The sequence below is a fragment of the Brevibacterium sp. NPDC049920 genome (assembly GCF_040656435.1).
GTDB lineage: Bacteria > Actinomycetota > Actinomycetes > Actinomycetales > Brevibacteriaceae > Brevibacterium > Brevibacterium pityocampae.
Map to the genome: position 1 here is coordinate 153487 of NZ_JBFAMF010000005.1, position 21842 is coordinate 175328.

General features: G+C 69.4%; 19 protein-coding genes. 9 read left to right on the forward strand and 10 right to left on the reverse strand.

What is annotated here, in order from left to right; genetic code table 11:
• Window positions 1-24: 24 nt before the first annotated feature.
• From AB0I45_RS06640 to AB0I45_RS06660, 5 genes are all read left to right on the forward strand, one after another.
• Window positions 25-375 (forward strand): iron-sulfur cluster assembly accessory protein, encoded by a 351-nt coding sequence (locus AB0I45_RS06640; protein ID WP_175406957.1) that lies wholly within the window; start codon window positions 25-27, stop codon window positions 373-375.
• Window positions 376-436: 61 nt separating this feature from the next.
• Complete coding sequence (gene aat / locus AB0I45_RS06645) at window positions 437-1069, forward strand: leucyl/phenylalanyl-tRNA--protein transferase (RefSeq protein ID WP_217494856.1); 633 nt, start codon at window positions 437-439, stop codon at window positions 1067-1069.
• Window positions 1070-1313: 244 nt separating this feature from the next.
• Window positions 1314-2132 (forward strand): cytochrome c oxidase subunit II, encoded by an 819-nt coding sequence (gene coxB / locus AB0I45_RS06650; RefSeq protein ID WP_247619073.1) that lies wholly within the window; start codon window positions 1314-1316, stop codon window positions 2130-2132.
• Window positions 2129-3835, forward strand: coding sequence for a cytochrome c oxidase subunit I (ctaD, locus tag AB0I45_RS06655; protein WP_360317452.1), 1707 nt, complete (start codon window positions 2129-2131; stop codon window positions 3833-3835). The genes coxB and ctaD overlap by 4 nt, the downstream gene beginning before the upstream one ends.
• Window positions 3832-4233: a cytochrome c oxidase subunit 4 gene (locus tag AB0I45_RS06660; RefSeq protein WP_137319646.1), complete on the forward strand. Its 402-nt coding sequence runs from the start codon at window positions 3832-3834 to the stop codon at window positions 4231-4233. Before ctaD ends, AB0I45_RS06660 begins: the two co-directional genes overlap by 4 nt.
• Window positions 4234-5207: 974 nt before the next feature.
• On the opposite strand, the gene AB0I45_RS06665 is transcribed toward AB0I45_RS06660, so the two are convergent.
• The 4 genes from AB0I45_RS06665 to AB0I45_RS06680 are packed head-to-tail and all read right to left on the reverse strand — an operon-like array spanning window position 5208 to window position 9314.
• Window positions 5208-6851, reverse strand: coding sequence for a ubiquinol-cytochrome c reductase cytochrome b subunit (locus AB0I45_RS06665; protein ID WP_137319647.1), 1644 nt, complete (start codon window positions 6849-6851; stop codon window positions 5208-5210).
• Window positions 6848-7897 (reverse strand): Rieske 2Fe-2S domain-containing protein, encoded by a 1050-nt coding sequence (locus tag AB0I45_RS06670; RefSeq protein WP_137319648.1) that lies wholly within the window; start codon window positions 7895-7897, stop codon window positions 6848-6850. The genes AB0I45_RS06665 and AB0I45_RS06670 overlap by 4 nt, the downstream gene beginning before the upstream one ends.
• 43 nt (window positions 7898-7940) lie before the next feature.
• Window positions 7941-8726 carry a cytochrome c gene (locus AB0I45_RS06675; protein WP_137319649.1) on the reverse strand — a complete coding sequence of 262 codons (786 nt, stop codon included), beginning with the start codon at window positions 8724-8726 and terminating at the stop codon, window positions 7941-7943.
• A gap of 51 nt (window positions 8727-8777) precedes the next feature.
• The gene (locus AB0I45_RS06680) at window positions 8778-9314 is read right to left on the reverse strand and encodes a heme-copper oxidase subunit III (RefSeq protein WP_247424982.1); all 537 of its coding nucleotides are present in this window, start codon (window positions 9312-9314) and stop codon (window positions 8778-8780) included.
• 362 nt (window positions 9315-9676) lie between these two features.
• On the opposite strand from AB0I45_RS06680, the gene trpD reads away from it, so the two are divergent.
• Entirely contained in the window at window positions 9677-10777 is a 1101-nt protein-coding gene (trpD, locus tag AB0I45_RS06685; RefSeq protein WP_345030970.1) for an anthranilate phosphoribosyltransferase, read from the forward strand.
• Here the strand turns inward: trpD and AB0I45_RS06690 are convergent.
• A complete protein-coding gene (locus tag AB0I45_RS06690) occupies window positions 10742-12478 on the reverse strand; it encodes a DEDD exonuclease domain-containing protein (protein ID WP_345030973.1) in 1737 nt (578 codons plus the stop codon). The two genes, trpD and AB0I45_RS06690, sit on opposite strands and share 36 nt — an antisense overlap.
• Before the next feature lie 153 nt (window positions 12479-12631).
• Between AB0I45_RS06690 and AB0I45_RS06695 the strand changes: the two genes are divergently transcribed.
• Window positions 12632-12931: a hypothetical protein gene (locus AB0I45_RS06695; RefSeq protein WP_137319653.1), complete on the forward strand. Its 300-nt coding sequence runs from the start codon at window positions 12632-12634 to the stop codon at window positions 12929-12931.
• Here AB0I45_RS06695 and AB0I45_RS06700 read toward each other — a convergent pair whose 3' ends face one another.
• A complete protein-coding gene (locus AB0I45_RS06700) occupies window positions 12932-13354 on the reverse strand; it encodes a hypothetical protein (protein ID WP_247424527.1) in 423 nt (140 codons plus the stop codon). It abuts the gene before it with no gap.
• Window positions 13351-14163 carry an alpha/beta fold hydrolase gene (locus tag AB0I45_RS06705; RefSeq protein WP_137319655.1) on the reverse strand — a complete coding sequence of 271 codons (813 nt, stop codon included), beginning with the start codon at window positions 14161-14163 and terminating at the stop codon, window positions 13351-13353. Before AB0I45_RS06705 ends, AB0I45_RS06700 begins: the two co-directional genes overlap by 4 nt.
• A gap of 196 nt (window positions 14164-14359) precedes the next feature.
• Here AB0I45_RS06705 and AB0I45_RS06710 point away from each other — a divergent pair, with 196 nt between their 5' ends.
• Together AB0I45_RS06710 and AB0I45_RS06715 are read left to right on the forward strand one after the other, a co-directional pair.
• The gene (locus tag AB0I45_RS06710; RefSeq protein WP_137320475.1) at window positions 14360-15160 is read left to right on the forward strand and encodes a lysophospholipid acyltransferase family protein; all 801 of its coding nucleotides are present in this window, start codon (window positions 14360-14362) and stop codon (window positions 15158-15160) included.
• 272 nt (window positions 15161-15432) lie between these two features.
• On the forward strand, window positions 15433-16008 hold the full coding sequence (locus AB0I45_RS06715; RefSeq protein WP_137319656.1) for a MerR family transcriptional regulator: 576 nt from the start codon (window positions 15433-15435) through the stop codon (window positions 16006-16008).
• Between the two features lie 90 nt (window positions 16009-16098).
• On the opposite strand, the gene AB0I45_RS06720 is transcribed toward AB0I45_RS06715, so the two are convergent.
• The 3 genes from AB0I45_RS06720 to AB0I45_RS06730 all read right to left on the reverse strand — a co-directional run bounded on the left by AB0I45_RS06720 (window position 16099) and on the right by AB0I45_RS06730 (window position 21700).
• Complete coding sequence (locus AB0I45_RS06720; protein WP_345030980.1) at window positions 16099-17460, reverse strand: AAA family ATPase; 1362 nt, start codon at window positions 17458-17460, stop codon at window positions 16099-16101.
• Between the two features lie 68 nt (window positions 17461-17528).
• Window positions 17529-20564: an SMC family ATPase gene (locus AB0I45_RS06725; RefSeq protein ID WP_295689835.1), complete on the reverse strand. Its 3036-nt coding sequence runs from the start codon at window positions 20562-20564 to the stop codon at window positions 17529-17531.
• Window positions 20561-21700, reverse strand: coding sequence for an exonuclease SbcCD subunit D C-terminal domain-containing protein (locus AB0I45_RS06730; RefSeq protein ID WP_345030982.1), 1140 nt, complete (start codon window positions 21698-21700; stop codon window positions 20561-20563). The genes AB0I45_RS06725 and AB0I45_RS06730 overlap by 4 nt, the downstream gene beginning before the upstream one ends.
• Between the last annotated feature and the right edge of the window lie 142 nt (window positions 21701-21842).

Genomic DNA, 21842 nt, shown 5'->3' on the forward strand with positions numbered 1-21842 from the left:
CACATGTCTGCGAAGGAGTCCCCGATGACAGTCACGAACGAAGCCCCGGTGCACGAGATCGATCTCTCCACCGCGGCCGCGGACAAGGTCCGCAGCCTCCTCCAGCAGGAGGGCCGGGACGATCTCCGGCTCCGGGTGGCGGTGCAGCCGGGCGGCTGCTCGGGCCTGATCTACCAGCTCTACTTCGACGAGCGGTTCCTCGACGGCGATGCCGTGCGGAACTTCGGCGGCGTCGAAGTCATCGTCGACCGGATGAGCGTGCCGTATCTCAACGGCTCGACCATCGACTTCTCGGACACCATCGAGAAGCAGGGCTTCACGATCGACAACCCGAATGCGGGCGGTTCGTGCGCCTGCGGTGACTCCTTCCACTGAGGCCGCGGCGGCGGATCCCGATCCGCACCGCGAACCGCCTCCGCCGGAGTCCGGAGACGACATGGACCTGGGTGATCTGCGCGCCGTCGGCGAGCTGCGCAGCATCACCCAGGTCCTCTCTGCGTATCGAGCCGGACTGTTCCCCATGGGGCTGGGGGAGGGCGGCTCCGGGCCGATCGGCTGGTGGGCACCGCGCCGCCGTGGCGTGCTGCGGCCCGGTGAGCTGCACGTCTCCACCAGCCTGCGGCGGTCCATGCGAAGGTTCTCCGTGACGGTCGACACGGATTTCGCCGCGGTCGTACGGGCGTGCGCCGACCCGGCCCGGCCCGGGGCCTGGATCACCGAGGAGTTCATCGAGCTCTACCTCGTGCTCCACCGGGCGGGGTATGCGCATTCGGTCGAGGTCCGGGCCGACGAAGAGCTCGTCGGCGGCCTCTACGGGGTCGCACTCGGGGGAGTGTTCGCCGGGGAATCGATGTTCCACACCCGCACCGACGCCTCGAAGGCGGCACTCGCGCACCTCGTCGGGATCCTCGACGGCGCAGACGATCCCGCCCCCTGGCTCATCGACACGCAATGGCGGACTCCGCACCTCGCGCGCCTCGGCGTGTCGGAGATCAGCGCCTTCGAGTACCTGTCCGCCCTGCGAAGCGCGCTCGAGCGGAATCATTCGCAGGCTTTTCTCACCGATTGAGCAGTTGAGTGTGATTTTCTACCGTGCGTAGCGGTAAGGTATGTGGAGACAGAATCAGAATTCGGTGATCCGCCCCGCCGGCGGCGGCCAGCACGGCGCGCAGGAGTGCGCGCGGGCGGGCCCACCAGGGCGGACGGTCATCGACGGAAGTTGTGAAAGGCTGCACGTGGATTCTCCGAATCAGCCAGTGCGCGGCAAGCGACGGATCTGGCCCAGACGGCTCGTGGCCGTCGGCGCAGTTGCCATGACAGCCCTCCTCGCCGGGTGCTCCCGCGAGGTCTGGGAGGTCGGGTTCTTCCCGGTGGAGTCCAAGGGAGCGACCTCCCACACGGACGCCTACACCGCGCTGTGGAACGGCGGCTGGATCGCCGCCCTGCTCGTCGGCCTCGTCACCTGGGGACTCATCCTCTGGTGCGTCATCGCCTTCCGGCGCAAGAAGTCGGACCGGGGCCTGCCAGTGCAGCTGGCCTACAACATGCCGATCGAGATCCTCTACACGGTCATCCCGATCATCCTCGTCGTGGGCTTCTTCTTCCACAACGTCAGCGCCCTCGAGAAGACCATCGACGACGAGACGCCGGGAGAGCAGGTCATCGAGGTCGTCGGCAAGCAGTGGGCCTGGGACTTCAACTATGTGACCGAGGACGTCCACTACGCCGGCGTCCAGGTCAACCTCGACGGCACCGAGCAGCCGGGCTACGACGCACCGACGCTCTACCTGCCGGCCGACACCGACATCGAACTCGTCATGCGCTCGCGCGACGTCATCCACTCCTTCTGGGTCCCCGCCTTCCTCGAGAAGCGCGACATGATCCCGGGACGCGAGTCGTCGATCCACCTTCGTCCCCTCAAGGAGGGCACCTACGTGGGCAAGTGCGCCGAGCTCTGCGGTGAGTTCCACGCAGAGATGCTCTTCAACGTCGAGGTCGTTCCGGAGAACGAGTTCATCGAATACACGGACAGCCTGCGCGAGCAGGGCAACACCGGCATCCTCGGCCCGGATTACGACCGCACCGAGTGGTACCAGAATCCCTATGAGCAGGAAGAGGGGGCTGAACAATGACAGCCGTCGCTGAGAACCGGTCCACGACCGCGGTGACCCGGGATCCGCTCCCCAGGAGCAAGGGTCGGATCGTCGTCGACTGGATCACCTCCACCGACCACAAGACCATCGGGTACATGTACCTGATCGCCTCCTTCATCTTCTTCTGCATCGGCGGCGTCATGGCGCTGCTCATCCGGCTCGAGCTGTTCGAGCCCGGGATGCAGATCATCGAGACGAAGGAGCAGTACAACCAGCTGTTCACCATGCACGGCACGATCATGCTGCTGATGTTCGCGACCCCGCTGTTCTCCGGGTTCGCCAATGTCATCATGCCGCTGCAGATCGGCGCGCCGGACGTCGCGTTCCCGCGTCTCAACGCCTTCGCGTTCTGGCTCTTCCTGTTCGGCAGCCTCATCGCGCTCGCCGGCTTCCTCACCCCGCAGGGTTCTGCCTCGTTCGGCTGGACCGCCTACGCCCCGCTGTCGAACACGACCTTCACTCCGGGGGTCGGCGGACACCTGTGGGTCATGGGCCTGGCGTTCCAGGGCTTCGGCACGATCCTCGGCTCGGTGAACTTCATCACCACGATCATCACCATGCGTGCGCCGGGCATGACGATGTTCCGGATGCCGATCTTCACCTGGAACGTCCTCATCACCGGCATCCTCGTGATGATGGCCTTCCCGCCGCTGGCCGCCGCGCTGCTCGCGCTCGGTGCGGACCGCATCCTCGGTGCCCACGTGTTCAGCCCGGAGAACGGTGGGCCGATCCTCTGGCAGCACCTGTTCTGGTTCTTCGGCCACCCCGAGGTGTACGTCATCGCACTGCCGTTCTTCGGCATCGTGTCGGAGATCTTCCCGGCCTTCAGCCGCAAGCCGATCTTCGGATACAAGGGCCTCGTCTACGCGACGATCGCGATCGCCGCGCTGTCCGTCACCGTGTGGGCCCACCACATGTACGTCACCGGTGCGGTCCTCCTCCCGTTCTTCGCGTTCATGACGATGCTCATCGCGGTGCCGACGGGTGTGAAGATCTACAACTGGATCGGCACGATGTGGCGCGGTTCCCTGACCTTCGAGACTCCGATGCTCTGGTCCCTCGGGTTCCTCGTGACGTTCGTGTTCGGCGGGCTGACCGGGGTCATCCTCGCCAGCCCGGTCCTCGATCAGCAGGTGTCCGATTCGTACTTCGTCGTCGCCCACTTCCACTACGTCATCTTCGGCACGGTCGTGTTCGCGATGTTCGCCGGGTTCTACTTCTGGTGGCCGAAGTGGACGGGGCGGATGCTCAACGAGTCGCTCGGCAAGATCCACTTCTGGCTGCTGTTCATCGGCTTCCACATGACGTTCCTCATCCAGCACTGGATGGGTGCCGATGGCATGCCGCGCCGGTACGCGGATTTCCTGCCGCAGGACGGCTGGACGTGGATGAACCAGATCTCCACCGTAGGTTCGCTGATCCTGGGTCTGTCGATGATCCCGTTCTTCTGGAACGTCTGGGTCACCGCCCGCAGGGCACCGAAGGTCACGGTGAACGACCCGTGGGGCTACGGCTCCTCCCTCGAGTGGGCGACCTCGTGCCCGCCGCCGCGCCACAACTTCACCTCGCTGCCCCGGATCCGCTCCGAGCGCCCTGCGTTCGACGCGAACCACCCGGAGCTGCTCGAGCTGGCCGGCTACGATCGTGACGCGTACGCAGTGGTGGAGAGGACGAAGAAGTGAAGACATCAGCCATCATCTTCAGCTCGGGCATCCTGTTCTTCCTCCCGATCGCCTTCATCTACGGGTTCCTCACCGACTTCCAGGAGCTCGTCGGATTCCCGGCGATCCTCCTCGTCGGGCTCATGTCCCTGATGATCGGCGGGTACCTCTTCCTCCACGACAGGAGCATCGGACGGATCGCCGCCGACGACCTCGACGGCGAGATCTCCGATGAAGCCTATGAGTACGGCTTCTACAGCCCGTGGAGCTGGTGGCCGATCACCGTCGCCACCGGTGCCGGGATCTGCTTCGTCGGCGTGGCCGTCGGATGGTGGATCGTTCCGTTCGGAGGACTCATCGCCCTGGTCGGACTCGTCGGACTCGTCTACGAATACGATCGCGGCAACCACGCGCACTGAGCGCAGGCGCATAGCGCAGGCACGCTGAGGCGGGGCCGGGACTCATGTCCCGGCCCCGCTTCTCTGCGTGTGCCTTCAGGCGACCCGGGGGCGCCTCCCGTGATTGCTTGTTCCGGGGGAATTGGAACCGAGCGAGTGCGTGATCCGCGGTAGGATACTCGATCCTCTGGGCGCACGGGCGACGAACTGCGGTGATCGGGCGTGCAGGAGAGTTCGACGGGTTCAGGCGAACACTGCTGCGGCCAGGAAGAAGGCCCAGGCGGTACACGTGCTCAGCGGTGAAGGGTGCGGCGAAGGTATCAGCACGACCAGCTGAAATCGGCGATCCTGCGACCGCCGGTGCCCCGTTCCCGAGGAGTACAGCTTCACTGCGCTCCAGGAAGCGATGGTGTCCAGCAACTCCCCGACGATCGGTTCGTTCCTCCGAGACCGCACTGCATCGGACTCCAACGGATGCTCGATCTGGCGTGGGGGCTACGCCACGACCACCGACTATCCGCAGCGGCGAACCTCATGAGGCCCGGATCGCTGCAGTCGCGGCGGCGCTGTCCGAGGCGGCGCCGAACCCCCCTGCTCTCGCTCAGAAACCCAGCACCGCGGCCGACTTCGATACGTGTCTGCAACAACGCAGACTGCTGTGGCGGTCGTGGACTCGTGGACTGCGCAGTCTGCGACTGCGGCAGCAGTTTCCGTTGCGATCTCTCTGGGGTGTGAGACGAGGGCGAACCAGCGCTGAACTCAGTGAGCCGGAGCCGGCGAGTGATGGGCTGCGATTGACGGTCGAGCGCGAAGGCCAGCCGTGACGTGCCGGACGCCTCGTCCGCTCGGACGGAGCCTCGGGGGAGGGGACTGGGGGCCTGCATGTGATCGGACGAGCAGTCCGGCGAGCAGCCGTTCGCAGGACCGGGTGAACGGCCGAGGGCCGGACTGTCGGTAACAGTCCGGCCCTCGGCCTCGTGCGAGCGGATCTCCGCTCAGTGTCCGCGCGGGAGCTCTCCACCGGAGTGCGATCCGGCGTCGACGCCGTGGTCACCATGATCGTGGTGAGCGGCATCGAGCTCGTCCTTGGTCACCGGGGCGACGCGATCCTCGTAGAAGAACTTCGAGATCGCTGCTCGGCGACGCTCCCACTTCGAGATCTTCCCATCGGGGTCCGGCTCGGCGGGGACGTACTCGGGGGACTCGAAGGAGCTCAGCGCCCACACCTCGTGATCGGTGTGCACCTTGTGGCGCTCCTGGTACTCGCCGTGGGGCAGGCGGATGATCTCGCCGCTCTCGTAGCCGTGCAGGATGATCTCGCGGTCCTTCCGCTGCAGTCCGAGGCAGATCCGCTTCGTCACGATGTACGCGATGATCGGGCCGGCGAAGAACAGGAAGCGGAAGATGTAGATCATGTCGTTGAGCGACATGTGGAAGAACACCGCCATGAGGTCACCGGAGGCAGCTGCCCACATCACGGCGTACCAGACGACCGCCGCCATGCCGAAGGCGGTGCGCGTGGGGTTGTTGCGCGGGCGGTCGAGGATGTGGTGCTCGCGGTGGTCCTTGGTGACCCACGCCTCGACGAACGGCCAGGCGGCCATCGCACCGAACAGCAGCGCGGCGATGAGCAGCGCGGAGAAGATGTTGAAGCTGATCGGCCATCCGAAGATGTAGAACTCGGTCCAGCCCGGGATGATGCGGAGGAAGCCGTCCATCCAGCCGATGTACCAGTCCGGCTGCGTGCCGGCGGAGACGGGGGAGGGATCGTACGGCCCGTAGTTCCACACCGGGTTGATGGTGAAGAAGCCGGAGATCAGCGCCAGCAGGCCGAAGATCATGAAGAAGAACCCGCCGCCCTTGGCCGCGAAGGTCGGGAGCACCGGCTCGCCGACGACGTTCTTCTCGGTGTGCCCGGCGCCCGGCCACTGCGTGTGCTTGTGGATGACGACGAACATCAGGTGGACGCCGATGGCAGCGATGAGCAGCGCCGGGACGATCATGATGTGGAGCGAGTAGAGGCGCGACACGATGTCGATGCCGGGGAACTCGCCGCCGAACAGGAAGAACGACACATAGGTGCCGACGAGCGGGATGCCCTTGAGCAGGCCGTCGATGATCCGCAGGCCGTTGCCGGAGAGCAGGTCGTCGGGCAGCGAGTAGCCGGTGAAGCCGGCACCCATGCCGAGCGCGATGAGAGCGATGCCGATGAGCCAGTTGATCTCGCGCGGGCGGCGGAACGCACCGGTGAAGAAGATGCGCAGCGCGTGGATGCTCACCGCGGCCATGAACAGCAGAGCCGCCCAGTGGTGCATCTGGCGGATGAACAGGCCGCCGCGGATCTCGAAGGAGATCGCCAGCGTCGAGGCGTAGGCCTCGGACATCTCGACGCCCTTGAGCGGGATGTACGGACCCTCGTAGTGGAGCTCGCCCATCGCCGGCTTGAACCAGAACGTGAGGAAGGTGCCCGTGAGGATGAGGATGATGAAGGTGTAGAGGGCCACCTCACCGAGCATGAAGGACCAGTGGGAAGGGAAGATCTTGCGACCGAACTCCTTCACCATCTTCGAGGCGCCTACGCGGCTCTCGGTGAACTGTGCCGCTTTTCCGACAGCGGTCGTCGCGGGTGCTGTGCTCATTGCTCGGAGGTCTCCCTGGTGTTGATCTCCCAGAACGTCGGGCCGACGGGATCCACGAAGTCGCGCTGGGCGACCAGGTAGCCCTCGTCATCGACGGCGATGGGAAGCTGCGGAAGCGGACGCTTGGCCGGGCCGAAGATGACCGCGCAGTGGTTGGTCACGTCGAAGGTCGACTGGTGGCACGGGCACAGGAGGTGGTGGGTCTGGTGCTCGTAGAGGGCGACCGGGCAGCCGACGTGGGTGCAGATCTTGGAGTAGGCGACGATGCCGTCGACACCCCAGTCCTCCTTCGCCGGATCCGTGTTGAGCTCCTGCGGATCGATCCGCATGAGGAGCACGGCGGCCTTGGCCTTCTCGTTGAGCGGGTGCTCGGACTCGTACATCTTCTCCGGGATCACGTGGAACGCGGAGCCGATGGTGACGTCCTCGGCACGGATGTAGCGGTCCTCGTGGGGCACCATGCCCGGGTCCTGGACGAGGCGCACGCCGGGACCCCAGAGGGTCTTGAAGAGCGAGTCGCCCGGGAGCGGACCGAGATCGCGGAACACGAGCAGCGCCGGCAGGGGAGCGATCGCGACGGCTGCGATGAGGGTGTTGCGCAGCAGCGGGCGACGGGCGATGCCCGACTCCTCCTTGGCCTGGTTGATGATCTCGAGCGCGATCGCCTGGTCCTCCTCGGACCCGGCGATGTCGTGACGGGACTCGACGACCTCGACGTCGGTGATGAGGGTCTTGGCCCACAGGACGATGCCGACTCCGATGGAGAACAGCGCGAGCGTCGCGCCGAGCCCGAGCATCGCGTTCTGCAGTCGGATCGACCCCATCGAGCCGTCCTCGATCGGGAAGAGGAAGTACGACACGATGAACCACAGGGTTCCGATCATCGAGAGGATGAACCATCCCGCGATCTGCCGTTCGGCCATGCGCTCAGCAGCGGGGCTGCTGTCGGTGACTCGGGGCTTGTGCTCGGGAATACCAGGATTGGTGAACCCGTTCACCTGCTCGAGCTGGCTGCCGTGCTCGGCAGTGTGCTGTTTCGAGGTCATTCGCTTCCTCGTCTTTTACTCGATACGGATGAGAACGTGGTGGTCACTTGGACCGCGCCGAGAGCCATACGGTGATGCCGATGACTGCAGCGAGACCGAAGAACCAGATGAACAGGCCCTCGGCGACCGGGCCGAGCGAGCCGAGCTTGGCTCCACCGGCGGACGGCTGCTCCGAGACCTCGCGGACGTAGGCGATGACGTCGCGCTTCTGCTCGGGGGTGAGGTTGGCATCGTTGAAGATCGGCATGTTCTGCGGACCGGTCTGCATGGCCTCGTAGAGGTGCTTCTCGGAGACCTCGGAGAGGTTCGGGGCATACTTGCCGCGGGTCAGGGCGCCGCCCGAGCCGACGACGTTGTGGCACATCGCGCAGTTGGTGCGGAAGAGTCCGCCGCCTGCGGCGGGGTCGCCCTGCGAGGCGTCGAGGTACTCGTCCTCCGGAACTGCCGGTCCGGGGCCGAGCGAGGCGACGTACGCCGACATCTGCGAGATCTGCTCCTCGCTGAACTGCGGAGTCTTGACCTGTGCCTGCGGGCCGCTCATCTGCAGCGGCATGCGGCCGGTACCGACCTGGAAGTCCACGGCTGCCGCGCCGACTCCGACGAGGCCGGGCCCGTTCTCGGTGCCCTCGGCGTTCATCCCGTGGCAGGTCGCGCAGTTGGTGACGAAGAGCTTCTCGCCCTCCTCCACGTCCTGAGCCGTGTACTCCTCGGCGGACGCGGTGCTGTTCGTGGTGAACACTGCGTAGGCGCCGCCGGTCATCAACAGACCGACGAGCAGCAGGACCACGAGGGCCATCGGGTGCCGGCGTCGTGCGGCTAGAAGCTTCACAGATTTGTCCTTTTCTTGCTGGAGTCTGGCAGGGCGGGTCTCAGACCGCGATCACTGGAGGATGTAGATCACGGCGAAGAGGCCGACCCACACGACGTCGACGAAGTGCCAGTAGTACGACACGCAGATCGCGAACACGGCTTCCCGGTGACCGAACCGCTTGGCGGCGTAGGTGCGGCCGATGACCAGCAGGAACGCGATCAGGCCGCCGAGCACGTGGAGGCCGTGGAACCCGGTGGTGAGGTAGAAGACCGAGCCGTAGGCGTTCGAGTTGATCGCAACGCCCTCGGAGACGAGGGTGGCGTACTCGTAGACCTGGCCGCCGATGAAGATCGAGCCGAGGAAGAAGGAGGCGTAGTACCACTCGACGAGGCCCCAGCGGCCGACGTTGAGCAGACCGCCGGTGCGGCGCGGCTGGAAGTGCTCGGCCTTGAACACGCCGAGCTGGCAGGTCACCGACGACAGCACCAGGATCGAGGTGTTGCCGAGCGCGAACCAGAACGCGAGCTTCTGCGTTTCCTCGGCCCACATTTCCGGGACGACCGAACGGATCGTGAAGTACATGGCGAAGAGCGCGGCGAAGAACATCAGCTCGCTCGACAGCCACACGATGAACCCTACGGTTGTCGTGTTCGGCCTGTTGACGACTGGATGAACCGGCGCTGTTTGAGATGCATTGGCAGTGGACACGCCCCCATTATTACCCAGTCCCAAGGATAAATTCACCTTTTGCTCAGGTTCGCCGGGGACATTTTCTACGGCGTGTAGCGGAAAGCCCGAGAACTCGCGGATCCGTGTGACGTGCGGGAACACGCTCCCTCGCGTGTCGGTTCCGCCGATCGGACCGCGGACGCGCCGGCACGGGCGGCGTAGCATGATGGAGCCGTCCCCTTCCCGGGGTGAGACCCGGAGTCCCATCGAACACCGCAGCCCAGAGAGAGGTCCCCCGAATGAGCGCACAGTCCCGACCCGCGAACGCGTCTGCCGTCGTCTCGGATGTGCGCAACTGGCCCGACCTGCTCGTCGCCCTCATGTCGCGGCAGGATCTCGACGCCGGGACCGCGGCGTGGGCGATGGACGAGATCATGTCCGGCAACGTCCCCGACGTCACCATGGCCGCTTTCCTGGTGGCCCACCACGGGAAAGGGGAGACGGTCGAGGAGATCAGCGGTCTCGTCGAAGCGATGATGGCTCATGCGGTGACGCTCGACGGGCTCTCCGACGCCGTCGACATCGTCGGCACCGGCGGCGACCGGGCGAAGACGGTGAACATCTCCTCGACCGCCTCGTTCATCATCGCCGCCTCCGGGCAGCGTCTCGTCAAGCACGGCAACCGGGCCACGTCCTCGGCCTCGGGGTCCGCCGACGTCCTCGAGGCGCTCGGACTCACCCTCGACCTCACGCCCGCGCAGACCGTCGGGCTCGCCCGCGAGGTGGGGATGGCGTTCTGCTTCGCGAACGTCTACCACCCGGCGATGCGATTCATCGCCCCGGTGCGGAAGGCCATCAAGGTGCCCTCGGCCTTCAACATCCTGGGCCCCCTCACCAATCCGGCCCGCACCCGTGCCACCGCGATCGGTGTCGCCGATCCCGCGATGGCACCGCTCGTCGCCGGGGTGCTCGCCCGACGCGGCGACACGGCGCTCGTGTTCCGGTCCGGCGACGGCCTCGACGAGCTCAGCACCACCGCGGTCAACGACGTCTGGGAGGTCCGTGACGGCTCGGTCGTCCATTCGACCTTCGACGCGACCGCCCTCGACCTCCCGCGGGTCTCCAAGGACGATCTGCGCGGCGGTGACCCGGAGTTCAACGCCGGGGTGATGACCCGGGTGCTCGAGGGCGAGCGGTCCCCGGTGCGCGATGTCGTCATCCTCAATGCGGCGGCCGCGCTCGTCGCAGCCGATCGGGAGGCCGAGGGTGCTCTGACCGATCGGCTCGCCGCGAAGTCCGGGATCGCCGCCGAGGCGCTCGATTCCGGGGCCGCCCGCCGCAAGCTCGATGAGCTGATCGAGGCGTCACACCGCTGGGGTGCCGCCGAGCGGACCGAATGACCCGAGGACGCGCCCGAAGCCGGTGAGCGGCTCGCTCCAGCCGCCGGTGGTGCGCACCAGCCGCGTGCTCCCGTCGGCCAGCCGCCGATGGATCAGCGCGGTCTCCTGGGCGAGCGCCGCCGGCGCATCCACGGACGGCTGCTCGACGTGCTCGGCGGTGAGCCGCAGCGACTCGATCGCCGGATAGGGATTGACGCCCCCCGGCACGCGGGCGCTCCCGGCGAGCCGGCCCCAGCGGACGAGGGCGAGGTCCCAGCCGCCCCCCGGCGTCGGGACGGCGGCGACGCACTCCTCGATCGCAGCGAGCCCGGCCTGCCGCTCCTGGGCGGCGAGCGAGGAGAGCAGCCCGGTCATCGCGTCGCGCACCTCGGCGGCGGTCTCGAAGCGCTCGCCCGCGGTGAGGGCGGCCATGCGCTCCCGGCAGCACCGGACGAACTCCGCCGGGTCGCCGACGAGGAGATCGTGGACGCCGGTGATGCCGGCCCGGTAGGCCTCGGCGTCCCAGTTCCCGGCGCACGGTCCGCCGCAGCGACCGAGCTCCCCGGAGGCGCACGGGGCGAAGGCGGCGTGGTGCGGCTTCTGCGTGCACTGCTTGAGCGGGAAGAGGCGGTCCAGGGCGCGCTTGGCCTCCTGGGCGCGGCGGTGGGTCCGGAACGGCCCGAGCCGGCGCGCGGCGTCGTCCGCCGAGGCCGGTGCTGTCCGCACGACCGAGAGGCGCGGGAACTCCTCGTCAGTGAGCCGGAGCCAGGTGCGGCGCTCCGGATGTTTGGACCGTCGGTTGTAGGGCGGGGCGAGCTCGCCGATGAGCCTGACCTCCCTGACCTCCGCCTCGAGGTGCGTGTCGCAGGGGACCGTGCTGACCTCCTGGGCGGCGGTGATCATCTCCGCCATGCGACCGCGGGTCTCCCCGGCCGTGAAGTAGTTGCGCACGCGGGCCCGCATGTTCCGGCTCACCCCGATGTAGAGCACCCGCCGGGAGCCGTCGAGGAACATGTACACACCGGGTCCTTCCGGGACCCCCGTGGCGAGGTGGGCCTTGGTGCGGCGCTTCTGCCATCCGGCCGGCTTGAGGCGCTGGAGGTCTTCGAGGGTGGTGATGCCGAAGGTGCCGAAGCGGTCGAACAGCCGGTGGAGGATCTCCCCGGTCGCCCGCGCATCCGCCAGTGCCCGGTGGTCCGGGGCCACCGCGGTGCCGAAATGCGCGGCGAGTGTGCCGAGCTTGTGGTTGACGACCTCTCCGCGGGGCACGACCTGGCGGGCGAGCTTGACGGTGTCGAGCACGGGCGGGTCCGGCCAGGCGTAGTCGAGCGAGCTGCAGGCGGCCTTGAGGTAGCCGATGTCGAAGCCTGCGTTGTGGGCGACGAGGACGGATCCCCGCGCGAACTCGAGGAACGCGGGGAGCACCGAATCGAGTTCCGGGGCGCCGGCGACCATGCCGTTGGTGATCCCGGTCAGTCGTTCGACGAACGGGGAGATCGTGCTCGTGCGCGGCCGGACCAGGGTGGAGAACTCGCCGAGCACCTCGCCGCTGCGGAGCTTGACCGCGCCGATCTCGGTGATGTCGGTCGAGCCGGTCGTCTCGAGGTCGACGACGACGAAGGTCACCTCTTCCAGCGGGGTGCCGAGATCGCTGAGGTCGAGCTGCCCGGAGCGCGGCCGCTCGTCCCGGTCGAAAGCCCTCGGGGCGCGGTGGATGGACATGGCTGACATCCTGCCACGCGGGACGGACACGGGGGTCGGGGATGCGGGCAGGGCGGCCGCCGGCGGGGCCGTGTCCGCACCTCCGTCTAGGGTCTGGAACGTGCACCTGACACCGTGCGTCGCAGCCGCGGCGCACCGATCGAGGAGGACCTCATGATCATCGAATGCACCGATCCCGGCCACGGCACGGACGAGCGCACGGGCGCGGTCGTGTGCCCGGACCCCGACTGCCTGGTCGCCGCCGTCCACTCCGGTCCGGATCCGATGGACCGACTGCCCGCCGTGCGCCCCGACTGGATCCTCGAGAGTCCGGATCACCTCGATCGTCTCGAGGTCGAGGCGCTCGCGGTGCTCGGCGACTGCGGCCTCGTGCCGCAGGTCGTGGCGCCGGGGGAGGACGACCGGGAGGCCGACTACGTGCCCTTCGCTCCGGCGATCCGCCGGGTCGGCTGATCAGACCTGCGCCCCGCCGCCGGGATCGCTGCGGTGCTCGGCCGGCAGGTTGAGGAAGAGCATGAGGCCCGAGGCCATGCTGATGCCGAGGAGCACGAGCACCGCGATGCCCGGCACGGGCCGGAAGAAGATCGCCATGACGAGGAGAGCGCCGACCCCGCCGACGAGCCCGACGACGGAGAGCACGAAGAGCGGGGGCGCACTGCGCCAGCCGATCCGCTCCGGGGCCGGTGGGACCCAGTCTTCGTCCTCCTCGAGCCGCTCGCGGATCTCGTCGATGGACATCTCCGGGACGAAGCCCGACTGCGCCTCGATCCCGGACACCATGGACTCCCAGTCCGCATCCGGGATGCGCTCGGCGTCGGGCAGGCGTTCGCGATCCGGGTCACCGGAGGATCCCGGGAGGCCGCCGGAGCCGGTCATGGCCGAGACCTCGGGGAGTCCGCGGCGGCGTCGCGCATGCGGCGGATCTCGGTGAGGACGAGGGACGCGTCGTAGTCGAGTGTGGCGACGTGGCGACTGCGGCGCAGGGAGACCGTGCGCACCGGCCCGGCGAGCCGGGCGCGCAGCTGTCGCGCCGACCACGGTCCCACGACGTTGTCGGTGCCCGACTGGCAGATGACCGTGGGCACGGTGATCCGCCACAGGCGCTGCAGCAGTGAGCGCTGGCCGCGCTGCATCGAAGCGATGGCGCGCAGCGGGGTGCGCGGGTAGGCGACCTCGTCCTGGTCGGGCAGCTCGATGTCGTTGCCGATCGCCGCGACGCTCGGCACGAGGTGCTGAAGGAGGGGGAGCGCGGTCCGCAGCGGGGAATCGACCCGCAGGGCAGGATTGACGAGGACGAGGCCGAAGATCTCACCGAGCGCGCCCTCCCGGTCGCCTGCCGGAGCGGCTGCGGCGAGTTCGAGGGCGAGTGCCCCGCCCATCGAGAGGCCCGCCACGACGACTGCGGAGTGGCGCCCGCGGAGGTCGGCGAGCTCGCGCGCCGCCGCAGTGCGCCAGTCGGCCCAGGTGGCAGCGTTGAGATCCTGCCAGACGGTGCCGTGTCCCGGCAGCAGCGGAACACGCACCGCGGTGCCGTCGGCGATGAGCTGCTCGGCGATCGGCCGCCAGGCGGCGGGGGAGCCGGTGATGCCGTGGAGCAGCAGCACGCCGACCTCGGACGGGGCGTCAAAGGTCAGCGCGGAGGCCGGGCGCTCGGCTGCGATCGTGCTTCCGGGAGGTGCCGTCATGCGTTCCAGAATGCCACACCGCGCCGCAGCCGCAGAGAGCCCGTGCTTCCTCACTGGAAGGGCGTCGGTGACGCACAGCCCAGAGGCGGCGAGTGTGCGGTGGGTGCGGTGGGCGCGGTGCCGATCGCAGCGGATCCGAGGACGCCTCCGTGTAGTAGTCTCGGACCGTTCGACCGCCCGTGTGGAAAGGGACACCGTGTTCTACTGGCTGCTCAAGACCATCGTCGTCGGGCCGGTCGCGCGTGCCCTGTTCCGGCCGTGGGTGCGCGGGCTGGAGAACATCCCGGAGACCGGCGGTGCGATCATCGCGGGCAACCACCTGTCCTTCATCGACTCGATCTTCGTGCCGCTGGCGGTTCCCCGGCCGGTCGTCTACCTCGCGAAGAACGACTACTTCGTCGGCCGCGGGATCAAGGGCACGGTGACCCGGTGGTTCTTCAAGCTCACCAACCAGTTGCCGATCGACCGGTCCGGGGGCTCGGCCTCGGAGGCCTCGCTCGACGCCGGGCTCAGGGTGCTCCGCCGCGGGGACCTCCTGGGGATCTACCCCGAGGGCACCCGCAGCCCCGACGGGCGGCTGTACCGCGGGCGGACCGGGATCGCGCGCCTCGTCATGGAGGCCGGCGTACCCGTGGTGCCCGTCGCGCTCATCGGCACCGACAAGGTGCAGCCCGAGGGACGGACCATCCCGCGCCTGCGTCGGGTGGGGATCGTGTTCGGCAAGCCGCTCGACTTCAGCGAGTACGCCGGCATGCAGGGTGACCGGTTCCTGCTGCGCTCGGTGACCGACGAGATCATGTACGAGATCCTGCGCCTGTCCGGGCAGGAGTACGTCGACACCTATGCCTCATCGGTGAAGACGAAGCTGCTGACCTCGACCAAGCCGACGAACCGGACCGAGGAGACCTCCGGGAACGCCGCCGGGAACGCCGCCGGGAGCGGATCCGTCGGCGGCGAGGCCGCCGGTGGGGCGCCTGCGACGGCTGCTCCGCGGTGACGGCGACCCGCCGATGCTGGTCGCTCCCCGGTGCGGGCGCACCGGCCGTCACCGCGGAGAGATTCCGGTCGCTCGGCGTTCGATTACTCCGGTAACGGCGACACGCCGAATCGTTATCCCGTGCTTCGTTGTCCGCGCCCGCACCAGCGCATAAGTTCAAGGGTGTAACTTTCCCTGGGTCCGCGAGCGCCCGGTGCGGTAGAATCACTGGAGACAACCGATCCGGTGCTCGCAGGCCCTGCTTCCCCCAGGGACATGAAGGAGGAGTCGGTGTGAACCGCTCAAGTCAGGAACAGGCCCGTTCCACAGCAGTGCCGCCGGCCGCGCAGGGTCTGCTGTTCGACGACGATCTGCCTGTGCTCGACGAGGAGGCCGGCTACCGCGGTCCCACCGTCTGCCGCGTCGTCGACATCACCTACCGTCAGCTCGACTACTGGGCACGGACGGATCTGGTGGTCCCGAGCATCCGCACCGCGACCGGCTCCGGCTCGCAGCGCCTCTACAGCTTCCGCGACATCCTCGTGCTCAAGATCGTCAAGCGCCTCCTCGACACCGGTGTGTCCCTCAACCAGATCCGGGTGGCCGTCGGCCACCTGCGTGAGCGGGGCGTCGACGACCTCTCGCAGATCACGCTCATGAGCGACGGCTCGAGCGTCTTCGAATGCACCTCCGCCGACCAGGTCATCGACCTCGTGCAGGGCGGCCAGGGCGTGTTCGGCATCGCCGTGGGCCGGGTCTGGCGCGAGGTCGAGGGCACCCTGTGCGAACTCCCGAGCGAACGTCCTGAGGACGAGGTCGAGATCGTCGACGAGCTCGCCGCCCGGCGCGCCGCACGCAAGTCCAGCTGAGGCAGGAGAGCCCCAGCAGCAGGACCCGCTGACGATGAAGGGCCGTGATGATCATCATCACGGCCCTTCATCATGCCCGGCGGTGCAGCGTCAGAACCGCTTCTTCTCCCGCGCGCGGCGGGCGCGGCGGGACTCGAAGCTCTCCTCGTGCTCGCCGGCCTGGCGCTCACCGGTGCCGCCGGAGGTCGGACGCGCGGCGCTCGATGGGGGATCGGCGGGCTTCTTCGGCTCGCCGGCCGCCCGGCTCCCGCTACCCCGGGCCGAGCTCTGCGGAGCACCGGCTACGGAGCGCGGGGGAGACGCCGCGTCGACTCCGGCCGGGGACTCGCCGGCGGTGGCGGATGCGGACCCCGGTGCGGATGCGGTCCCGGGTTCGCCGGCAGCGTCCTGTTCGGTCGCGGGGGAGTCGTCGTCCCTCTCGGTCGCTGTGGAGACCTTCTTCCCGTCGGCCGCCGAGGAGCCATCCTTCTCGGTCCCGGGTTCCGGGGGAGTCGTGGATGCTGAGGGCTTCGAGGCCGCCGCATCGTCCGTCTGCTCCGCGACGCCTGCGGCGTCGACGGATCCCGGCGCGGCATCGTCCTTCGCGGGGCTCTCCTGCGACGGCCCGTTCTGCGCGGAGTCGCCAGTGGCAGCGTCCCCGGCCCCGCCCTGCGGGGCGCCGGGCCGGCGCATCTTCTCGCTGCGGAGCGCGCGGTCGAGGATCCGGTCGAAGGCGGAGGCGAGCTCCGCTGCCGGACGGCCCGGCCACGAGTGGATGGGCCGCGCCGAGCCCTGGGCCTGCTGGAGCACGGTGCGCTCCGGGAGCGGGGGAGTGATGACGAGCGGGCCGAACATCTCCTTGAGCTCGGTGAAGCGGTAGGCGTGCTCACGTGAGTTCGGTCGAACCCGGTTGACGACGATGCCGAGCGGCTGCAGGCTCTGCGCGTTGCGGCGGCGGAGCTCCTCGGTGGCGCGCAGCGCGCGGTCGGCTGCGGCGACGGAGAACAGGCCCGGCTCGGTGACGATGAGGACGCGGTCGCTCGCCGTCCAGGCGGCGCGGGTGAGTCCGTTGAGGGAGGGCGGGCAGTCGATGAGGACGAGCCGGTAGCCGCTCGACACCTTGGCGATCGCGTCCTTGAGACGGCGCAGGTACCGGTCCGTGAGCGAGGGCCGGTCGAACTCGGCGGCACGCGGGGAGCCGGGGATGACATCGATGTGGCCGGGGCGGTCGCCCACCCAGCCGCTCGGCACGACCGCGCGGTCGAGGATCCGCGACTTCGGTGCGGCGAGGACGTCGGCGATGTCGACCTCGGTGGTCACCGGGACGTCGAGGCCCGTGGAGGCGTCGGCCTGCGGATCGACGTCGACGACCAACGTCGGGATGCCCCGGCTGTAGGCGGCCGAGGCCAGGCCGAGGGTGACGGAGGTCTTTCCGACCCCGCCCTTGAGACTGGAGACACTGAGGACGAGCACAGTCCAACGTTAGCCGATATCCCACCCCGGATCATGACGACGCACGCAGGAGCGCGCACCGGGTTCGCTCAGCCGGGGATCTCGACCCGGATGCGCGAACCCGTGGGGGACGCCTCGAGCACGATCTGGTTCGGGATCGCCTGCTGCATCCCCTGGACGTGGGAGATCACCCCGACGGTGCGACCGCCCTCGCGCAGCTCCTCGAGGATCCCGATGACCTCGGCGAGGGTGTCCGGGTCGAGGGTGCCGAAGCCCTCGTCGATGAACAGCGAATCGAGCTCGATCCCCCCGGCGGTCGACTTCACGGTGTCGGCGAGCCCGAGGGCGAGCGCGAGGGCGGCCATGAAGCTCTCCCCGCCCGACAGCGTCCGCGGGTCGCGCCGCTCCTGGGTGAAGCCGTCGACGACCTGCAGGCCGAGTCCCGCACGCTTCTCCCGCCGGTGGATGACGTCGTCGTGGACGAGGGAGTAGCGACCCCGGCTCATCACCCGCAGCCGCTCCGAGGCGTTCGCGGCGACGTCGGCGAACAGAGCGACGAGCGCGTAGGACGACAGCGAGATCCGCCGCAGGTTGTCCGGGCTCGTCGCCTGCACGAGGCCGGCCAGTGCCACGTCTGCCCGGAGTTCGCCGAGCTCGTCCTCCTCGACCGCGGCCTCGTCGAGGAACGTCGTGCGGAGCCCGGTGATATCGCGGCAGCGATCCTCGGCGACTGCGAGGGATTCGACGGCCCGGCGGGCCCGCTCCCGGAACCGCACCTCCGCGTCCTCCGCGCGGGCGCAGGCGGAGAGCAGCTCCTCCTCCGGTGCGGTGTCGCGCGAGGCAGCCGGGAACCACGCCGACTCCCGCATCACGGTGATGCGGGTGAGGAGAGCCTGGTGCTGCGCCGCCTGGGAGGAGAGCACATCCGGGTCGAGGTTGCGGGCGCTGAGGAGCTCCGATTCGGAGGTGAAGGGCGAGGCCCGCAGCGCCGTGTCGTACTCCGTCTGCCGCGTGGCCACCTCGCTCGCGGCGTCCGCGGCGGCGGCACTGGCTCGCCCGGCCGCCTGAGCGGCCGCGGTGAGTGCGGTGCCGGTCGCTGCGGCTTCCTCCGCGGCCGCCGATGAGTCCGGCACCGCGTGCCCGGTGCGTCGGAGGACCTCGCGGGGGGAGGCGGCTTCGGACTCGTCGAGCTCAGCGATCTGCTCGGCGAGGGATTCGGACCGCGCGCGCAGGCGGGTGAGCTCCGTCGACAGGCGCTGTGCTTCGCCGTCGAGCGCATCAGCGCGGGTCGCGAGGCGATCGGCCTCCGTGCGGAGCCGGTCGAGATCGGCGGTCTGCGCTTCGAGCGCCTCGACCTGCTGCGCGGCTGCGGCCCTGGCGCGGGAGGCGTCGTCGACCGAGCCGTCACCGGCGGTGGCCCGCGCAGCGGCGTGCTGCTCCTCGAGCCGGGTGCTCCGGTCCTGAGCCGCGGTCAGTGCGGCCTGCCGCGACTCCCAGGTGGAATGGGCGCGCTCCTCGTCCTCTCGGGTGACGGAATGCGAGTCCGCTGCGGCCGGGTGCGGGTGTTCGGTCGATCCGCAGACGGGGCATTCGGCCCCGGCTTCCAGTGCGGCGGAGAGCTCCGCGGCGATCCCGGTGATGCGGCGGCGACGGATGTCCTCGTAATCCGTGCGAGCGCGGTCCCGATCGGTGCGCCGGGATCCGACCTCGGTGCGCGCATCGGCCAGCCGGTCGGCCAGGCGGTCGCGGAGCTCGGCGGACTCGAGCTGCTCCGCGGCCCGACGGAGGTTCGCGCGCTCCTTCTCGAGTGCGGCGCGCACGGTGGGTTCGGCGGCGAGTGCGGTCGCGGTCTCGGTGCGCCGACGGGCCTCCGCCTGCTGGAGCTCGGCGTGCTCCCGGAGCCGTGCCGACTGCGTGGTGATCGCCTCCTCGCAGTCCCGAGCTGCAGCGCGTAGGGATTCGCCGCGCTCGAGTGCTCTGCCGAGCGTCCGGGCCGCTTCCGCGACCCCGCGCCCGAGCTCTGCGAGCTCCTCCCAAGAGGTGTCGGGGTCGACCTCCGGCAGGGTCGCGAGCGCGGCCTCGAGGCGCCGGCGCTCGGCGCGCGCCGATTCTGTGCGGGTGTCCCGCGTGCGCTCGGCGGCGCGGAGCTCACGGTGCAGCGGCAGCACCGCGCCGGCAGCCCGGGCGAGCGCCTGCTGCTCACGGATCCGGTCGCGGTCGCCCGCCCCGCCCTCGTAGTCCTGTTCGAGCTTCCGCAGCCGGGTGAGCTCCCGGCGGGCGGTGAGGCGCTCCGCGGCGGCACCGGCCGCCTCCGCCGCCCGGTCCCAGGCCGCCTGACTGAGATCCCGGCCGGCCACGGCGAGGTCCCGGCGCTCGGCGCAGATCGCCGTGCTCGGCCCGAGCACGGCGTCGACATCGGCGACGCCCGGGTGCTCGACCGCAGGGCGGGGGAGGTCCTCGCCGTGGACGGCGAGCGCCCGGTCGACGAGTGCTGTGCGCCCGGCGGACACCTCGGTCATCCGGGTGCGCGCCGCCCGGGCGGAGTCGGCGAGGACCCGTTCGACGGCGGTGAAGTGCTCGGTGTCGAAGAGCCGCCGCAGGATGGGTTCGCGCTCCTGCGGTGCGGCGCGGAGGAAGGCGGCGAACTCGCCCTGGGGGAGGAGGACGATCTTGGTGAACTGCTCGGCGTTGAGGCGCAGTGCCCGATTGACGTGGGCCTGGACCTCGTTCATCGTGCGGCCGAGTCCGGCCCACGCGGTGCCGTCCCACTGGAGCAGGGACACCGCCGGTCGCTGCGTGACCGTGCCGGAGCCGCGCTGCTTGGGCCGTTCGTAGGCCGGGCTGCGTTCGATCCGATAGCGCCGGCCGCGCGCACTGAAGTCGAGGACGACCGTCGTCGGGGTGGTCGGAGCGGCGAACTGGGAGCGCAGCTGTCCGGCTTCGTTGCGGGCCCCCGGCACGGTCCCGTAGAGGGCGAAGACGATGGCATCGAGAACGGTCGTCTTCCCCGAGCCGGTGGGCCCGTGGATGAGGAAGAGGCCGTCCCCGGCGAGGGCGTCGAAGTCGACCTCCGCGGTCTCCGCGAACGGTCCGAAGGCCGAGAGCGTCAGCGTGTGCAGTCTCATGCGTCCTCCCTCCGCGAGGAGGCGAGTGCGGTCTCGAACCGGGTGCGCTCCCCGGGCCGCGCGGGGCGTCCGGCGACGTCGTCGACGAAGGCGGAGAACACCTCGGTGTCGGTGCGGGCGGCCGCCGTCGCGGCGTCCGGCACTTCCAGTGCGGTGGGCTGGGCGGCGTTGACGTAGCTGAGCCTGATGAGCCCGGGCAGCACGGCGCGCAGCCGCCCGAGCGCCCCGTCGACGCGCTCGGTGTCGGTGAGCTCGACGGCGACGAGCGCATCCTCGTGCTCCGCCGCGCGGGCGAGGACGTCGGCGAAGGTGCCGCGCACGGTCTCGATCCGGGAGAACGCCGGGACCGGCACCGCGCTGAGCTCGATCCCGGCGTCGCGGATGTCGAGGAGGACGAGCTGCTTGGGGGTGAGCGCCTCGGTGAAGGACAGCGGCACGGGGGAGCCGGAGTAGCGCACGGTCGGGGTGATCGACTGCGGGCGGTGGAGGTGGCCGAGGGCAGCGTAGTCCGCGCCGGCGAACACCGCGGCGGGCACCACGCCCACGCCGCCGATCCCGATGTCGCGCTCCGATTCGCTGCCGACGGCACCGGACACGAAGGCGTGGGCCATGACGAGCAGCGGCACCCCGGGATGGTGGGCTCCCGCGTGCTCCCGGATCCTCTCCATCGCAGCACCGAGCACGGCGGTGTGGGTCCGCTCGACGCCGAACCGGGAATGGACGAGCGCGGGCTCGAGGTAGGGGATCGCGTACACCACGGCCTCCGGATCTCCGCCGGCGGGGGAGAGGGGGACCGGCCAGGTGATGTCCGACAGCCGGGTCCGCAGGTGGAGACCTGCCGTGTCGACGAGCCTTCGACCCATCCCGAGCCGCATGAAGGAGTCGTGGTTGCCGCTGGAGACCACGACCCGGGTACCGGCGGCGAGCAGACGGCCCACCGCGGTGTCGAAGAGCTCGAGCGATTCCTGCGGCGGGATCGCCCGGTCGTAGACGTCGCCGGAGACGAGGACGACGTCGATGCGCTCGGCTTCGACCGTGTCCACGAGGAAGTCGAGGAACCGGGCGTGGACGTCGTGCTGGTCGACGCCGAAGAACGACCGCCCGAGGTGCCAATCGGAGGTGTGGAGGATACGCATGCGCCCAGGGTATCGGCGGGGACGGACACGGGGTCGGGCGGCGGGCGATGCTCCGTACCGGCGGGGGCAGCATCCAGGGTTTCCACGCCCCGCCGGTGACGTGTCCGCGGGCGTCTGTAGAGTTGTGCCTGTCAAAGGACCC

Coding starts and splice junctions, on each gene's coding strand:
- AB0I45_RS06640 (WP_175406957.1), top strand. CDS start 25: ATGACAGTCACGAACGAAGCCCCGGTGCACGAGATCGATCTCTCCACC.
- aat (WP_217494856.1), top strand. CDS start 437: ATGGACCTGGGTGATCTGCGCGCCGTCGGCGAGCTGCGCAGCATCACC.
- coxB (WP_247619073.1), top strand. CDS start 1,314: ATGACAGCCCTCCTCGCCGGGTGCTCCCGCGAGGTCTGGGAGGTCGGG.
- ctaD (WP_360317452.1), top strand. CDS start 2,129: ATGACAGCCGTCGCTGAGAACCGGTCCACGACCGCGGTGACCCGGGAT.
- AB0I45_RS06665 (WP_137319647.1), bottom strand. CDS start 6,851: ATGAGCACAGCACCCGCGACGACCGCTGTCGGAAAAGCGGCACAGTTC.
- AB0I45_RS06670 (WP_137319648.1), bottom strand. CDS start 7,897: ATGACCTCGAAACAGCACACTGCCGAGCACGGCAGCCAGCTCGAGCAG.
- AB0I45_RS06680 (WP_247424982.1), bottom strand. CDS start 9,314: ATGTTCTTCGCCGCGCTCTTCGCCATGTACTTCACGATCCGTTCGGTC.
- trpD (WP_345030970.1), top strand. CDS start 9,677: ATGAGCGCACAGTCCCGACCCGCGAACGCGTCTGCCGTCGTCTCGGAT.
- AB0I45_RS06690 (WP_345030973.1), bottom strand. CDS start 12,478: ATGTCCATCCACCGCGCCCCGAGGGCTTTCGACCGGGACGAGCGGCCG.
- AB0I45_RS06695 (WP_137319653.1), top strand. CDS start 12,632: ATGATCATCGAATGCACCGATCCCGGCCACGGCACGGACGAGCGCACG.
- AB0I45_RS06700 (WP_247424527.1), bottom strand. CDS start 13,354: ATGACCGGCTCCGGCGGCCTCCCGGGATCCTCCGGTGACCCGGATCGC.
- AB0I45_RS06705 (WP_137319655.1), bottom strand. CDS start 14,163: ATGACGGCACCTCCCGGAAGCACGATCGCAGCCGAGCGCCCGGCCTCC.
- AB0I45_RS06725 (WP_295689835.1), bottom strand. CDS start 20,564: ATGAGACTGCACACGCTGACGCTCTCGGCCTTCGGACCGTTCGCGGAG.
- AB0I45_RS06730 (WP_345030982.1), bottom strand. CDS start 21,700: ATGCGTATCCTCCACACCTCCGATTGGCACCTCGGGCGGTCGTTCTTC.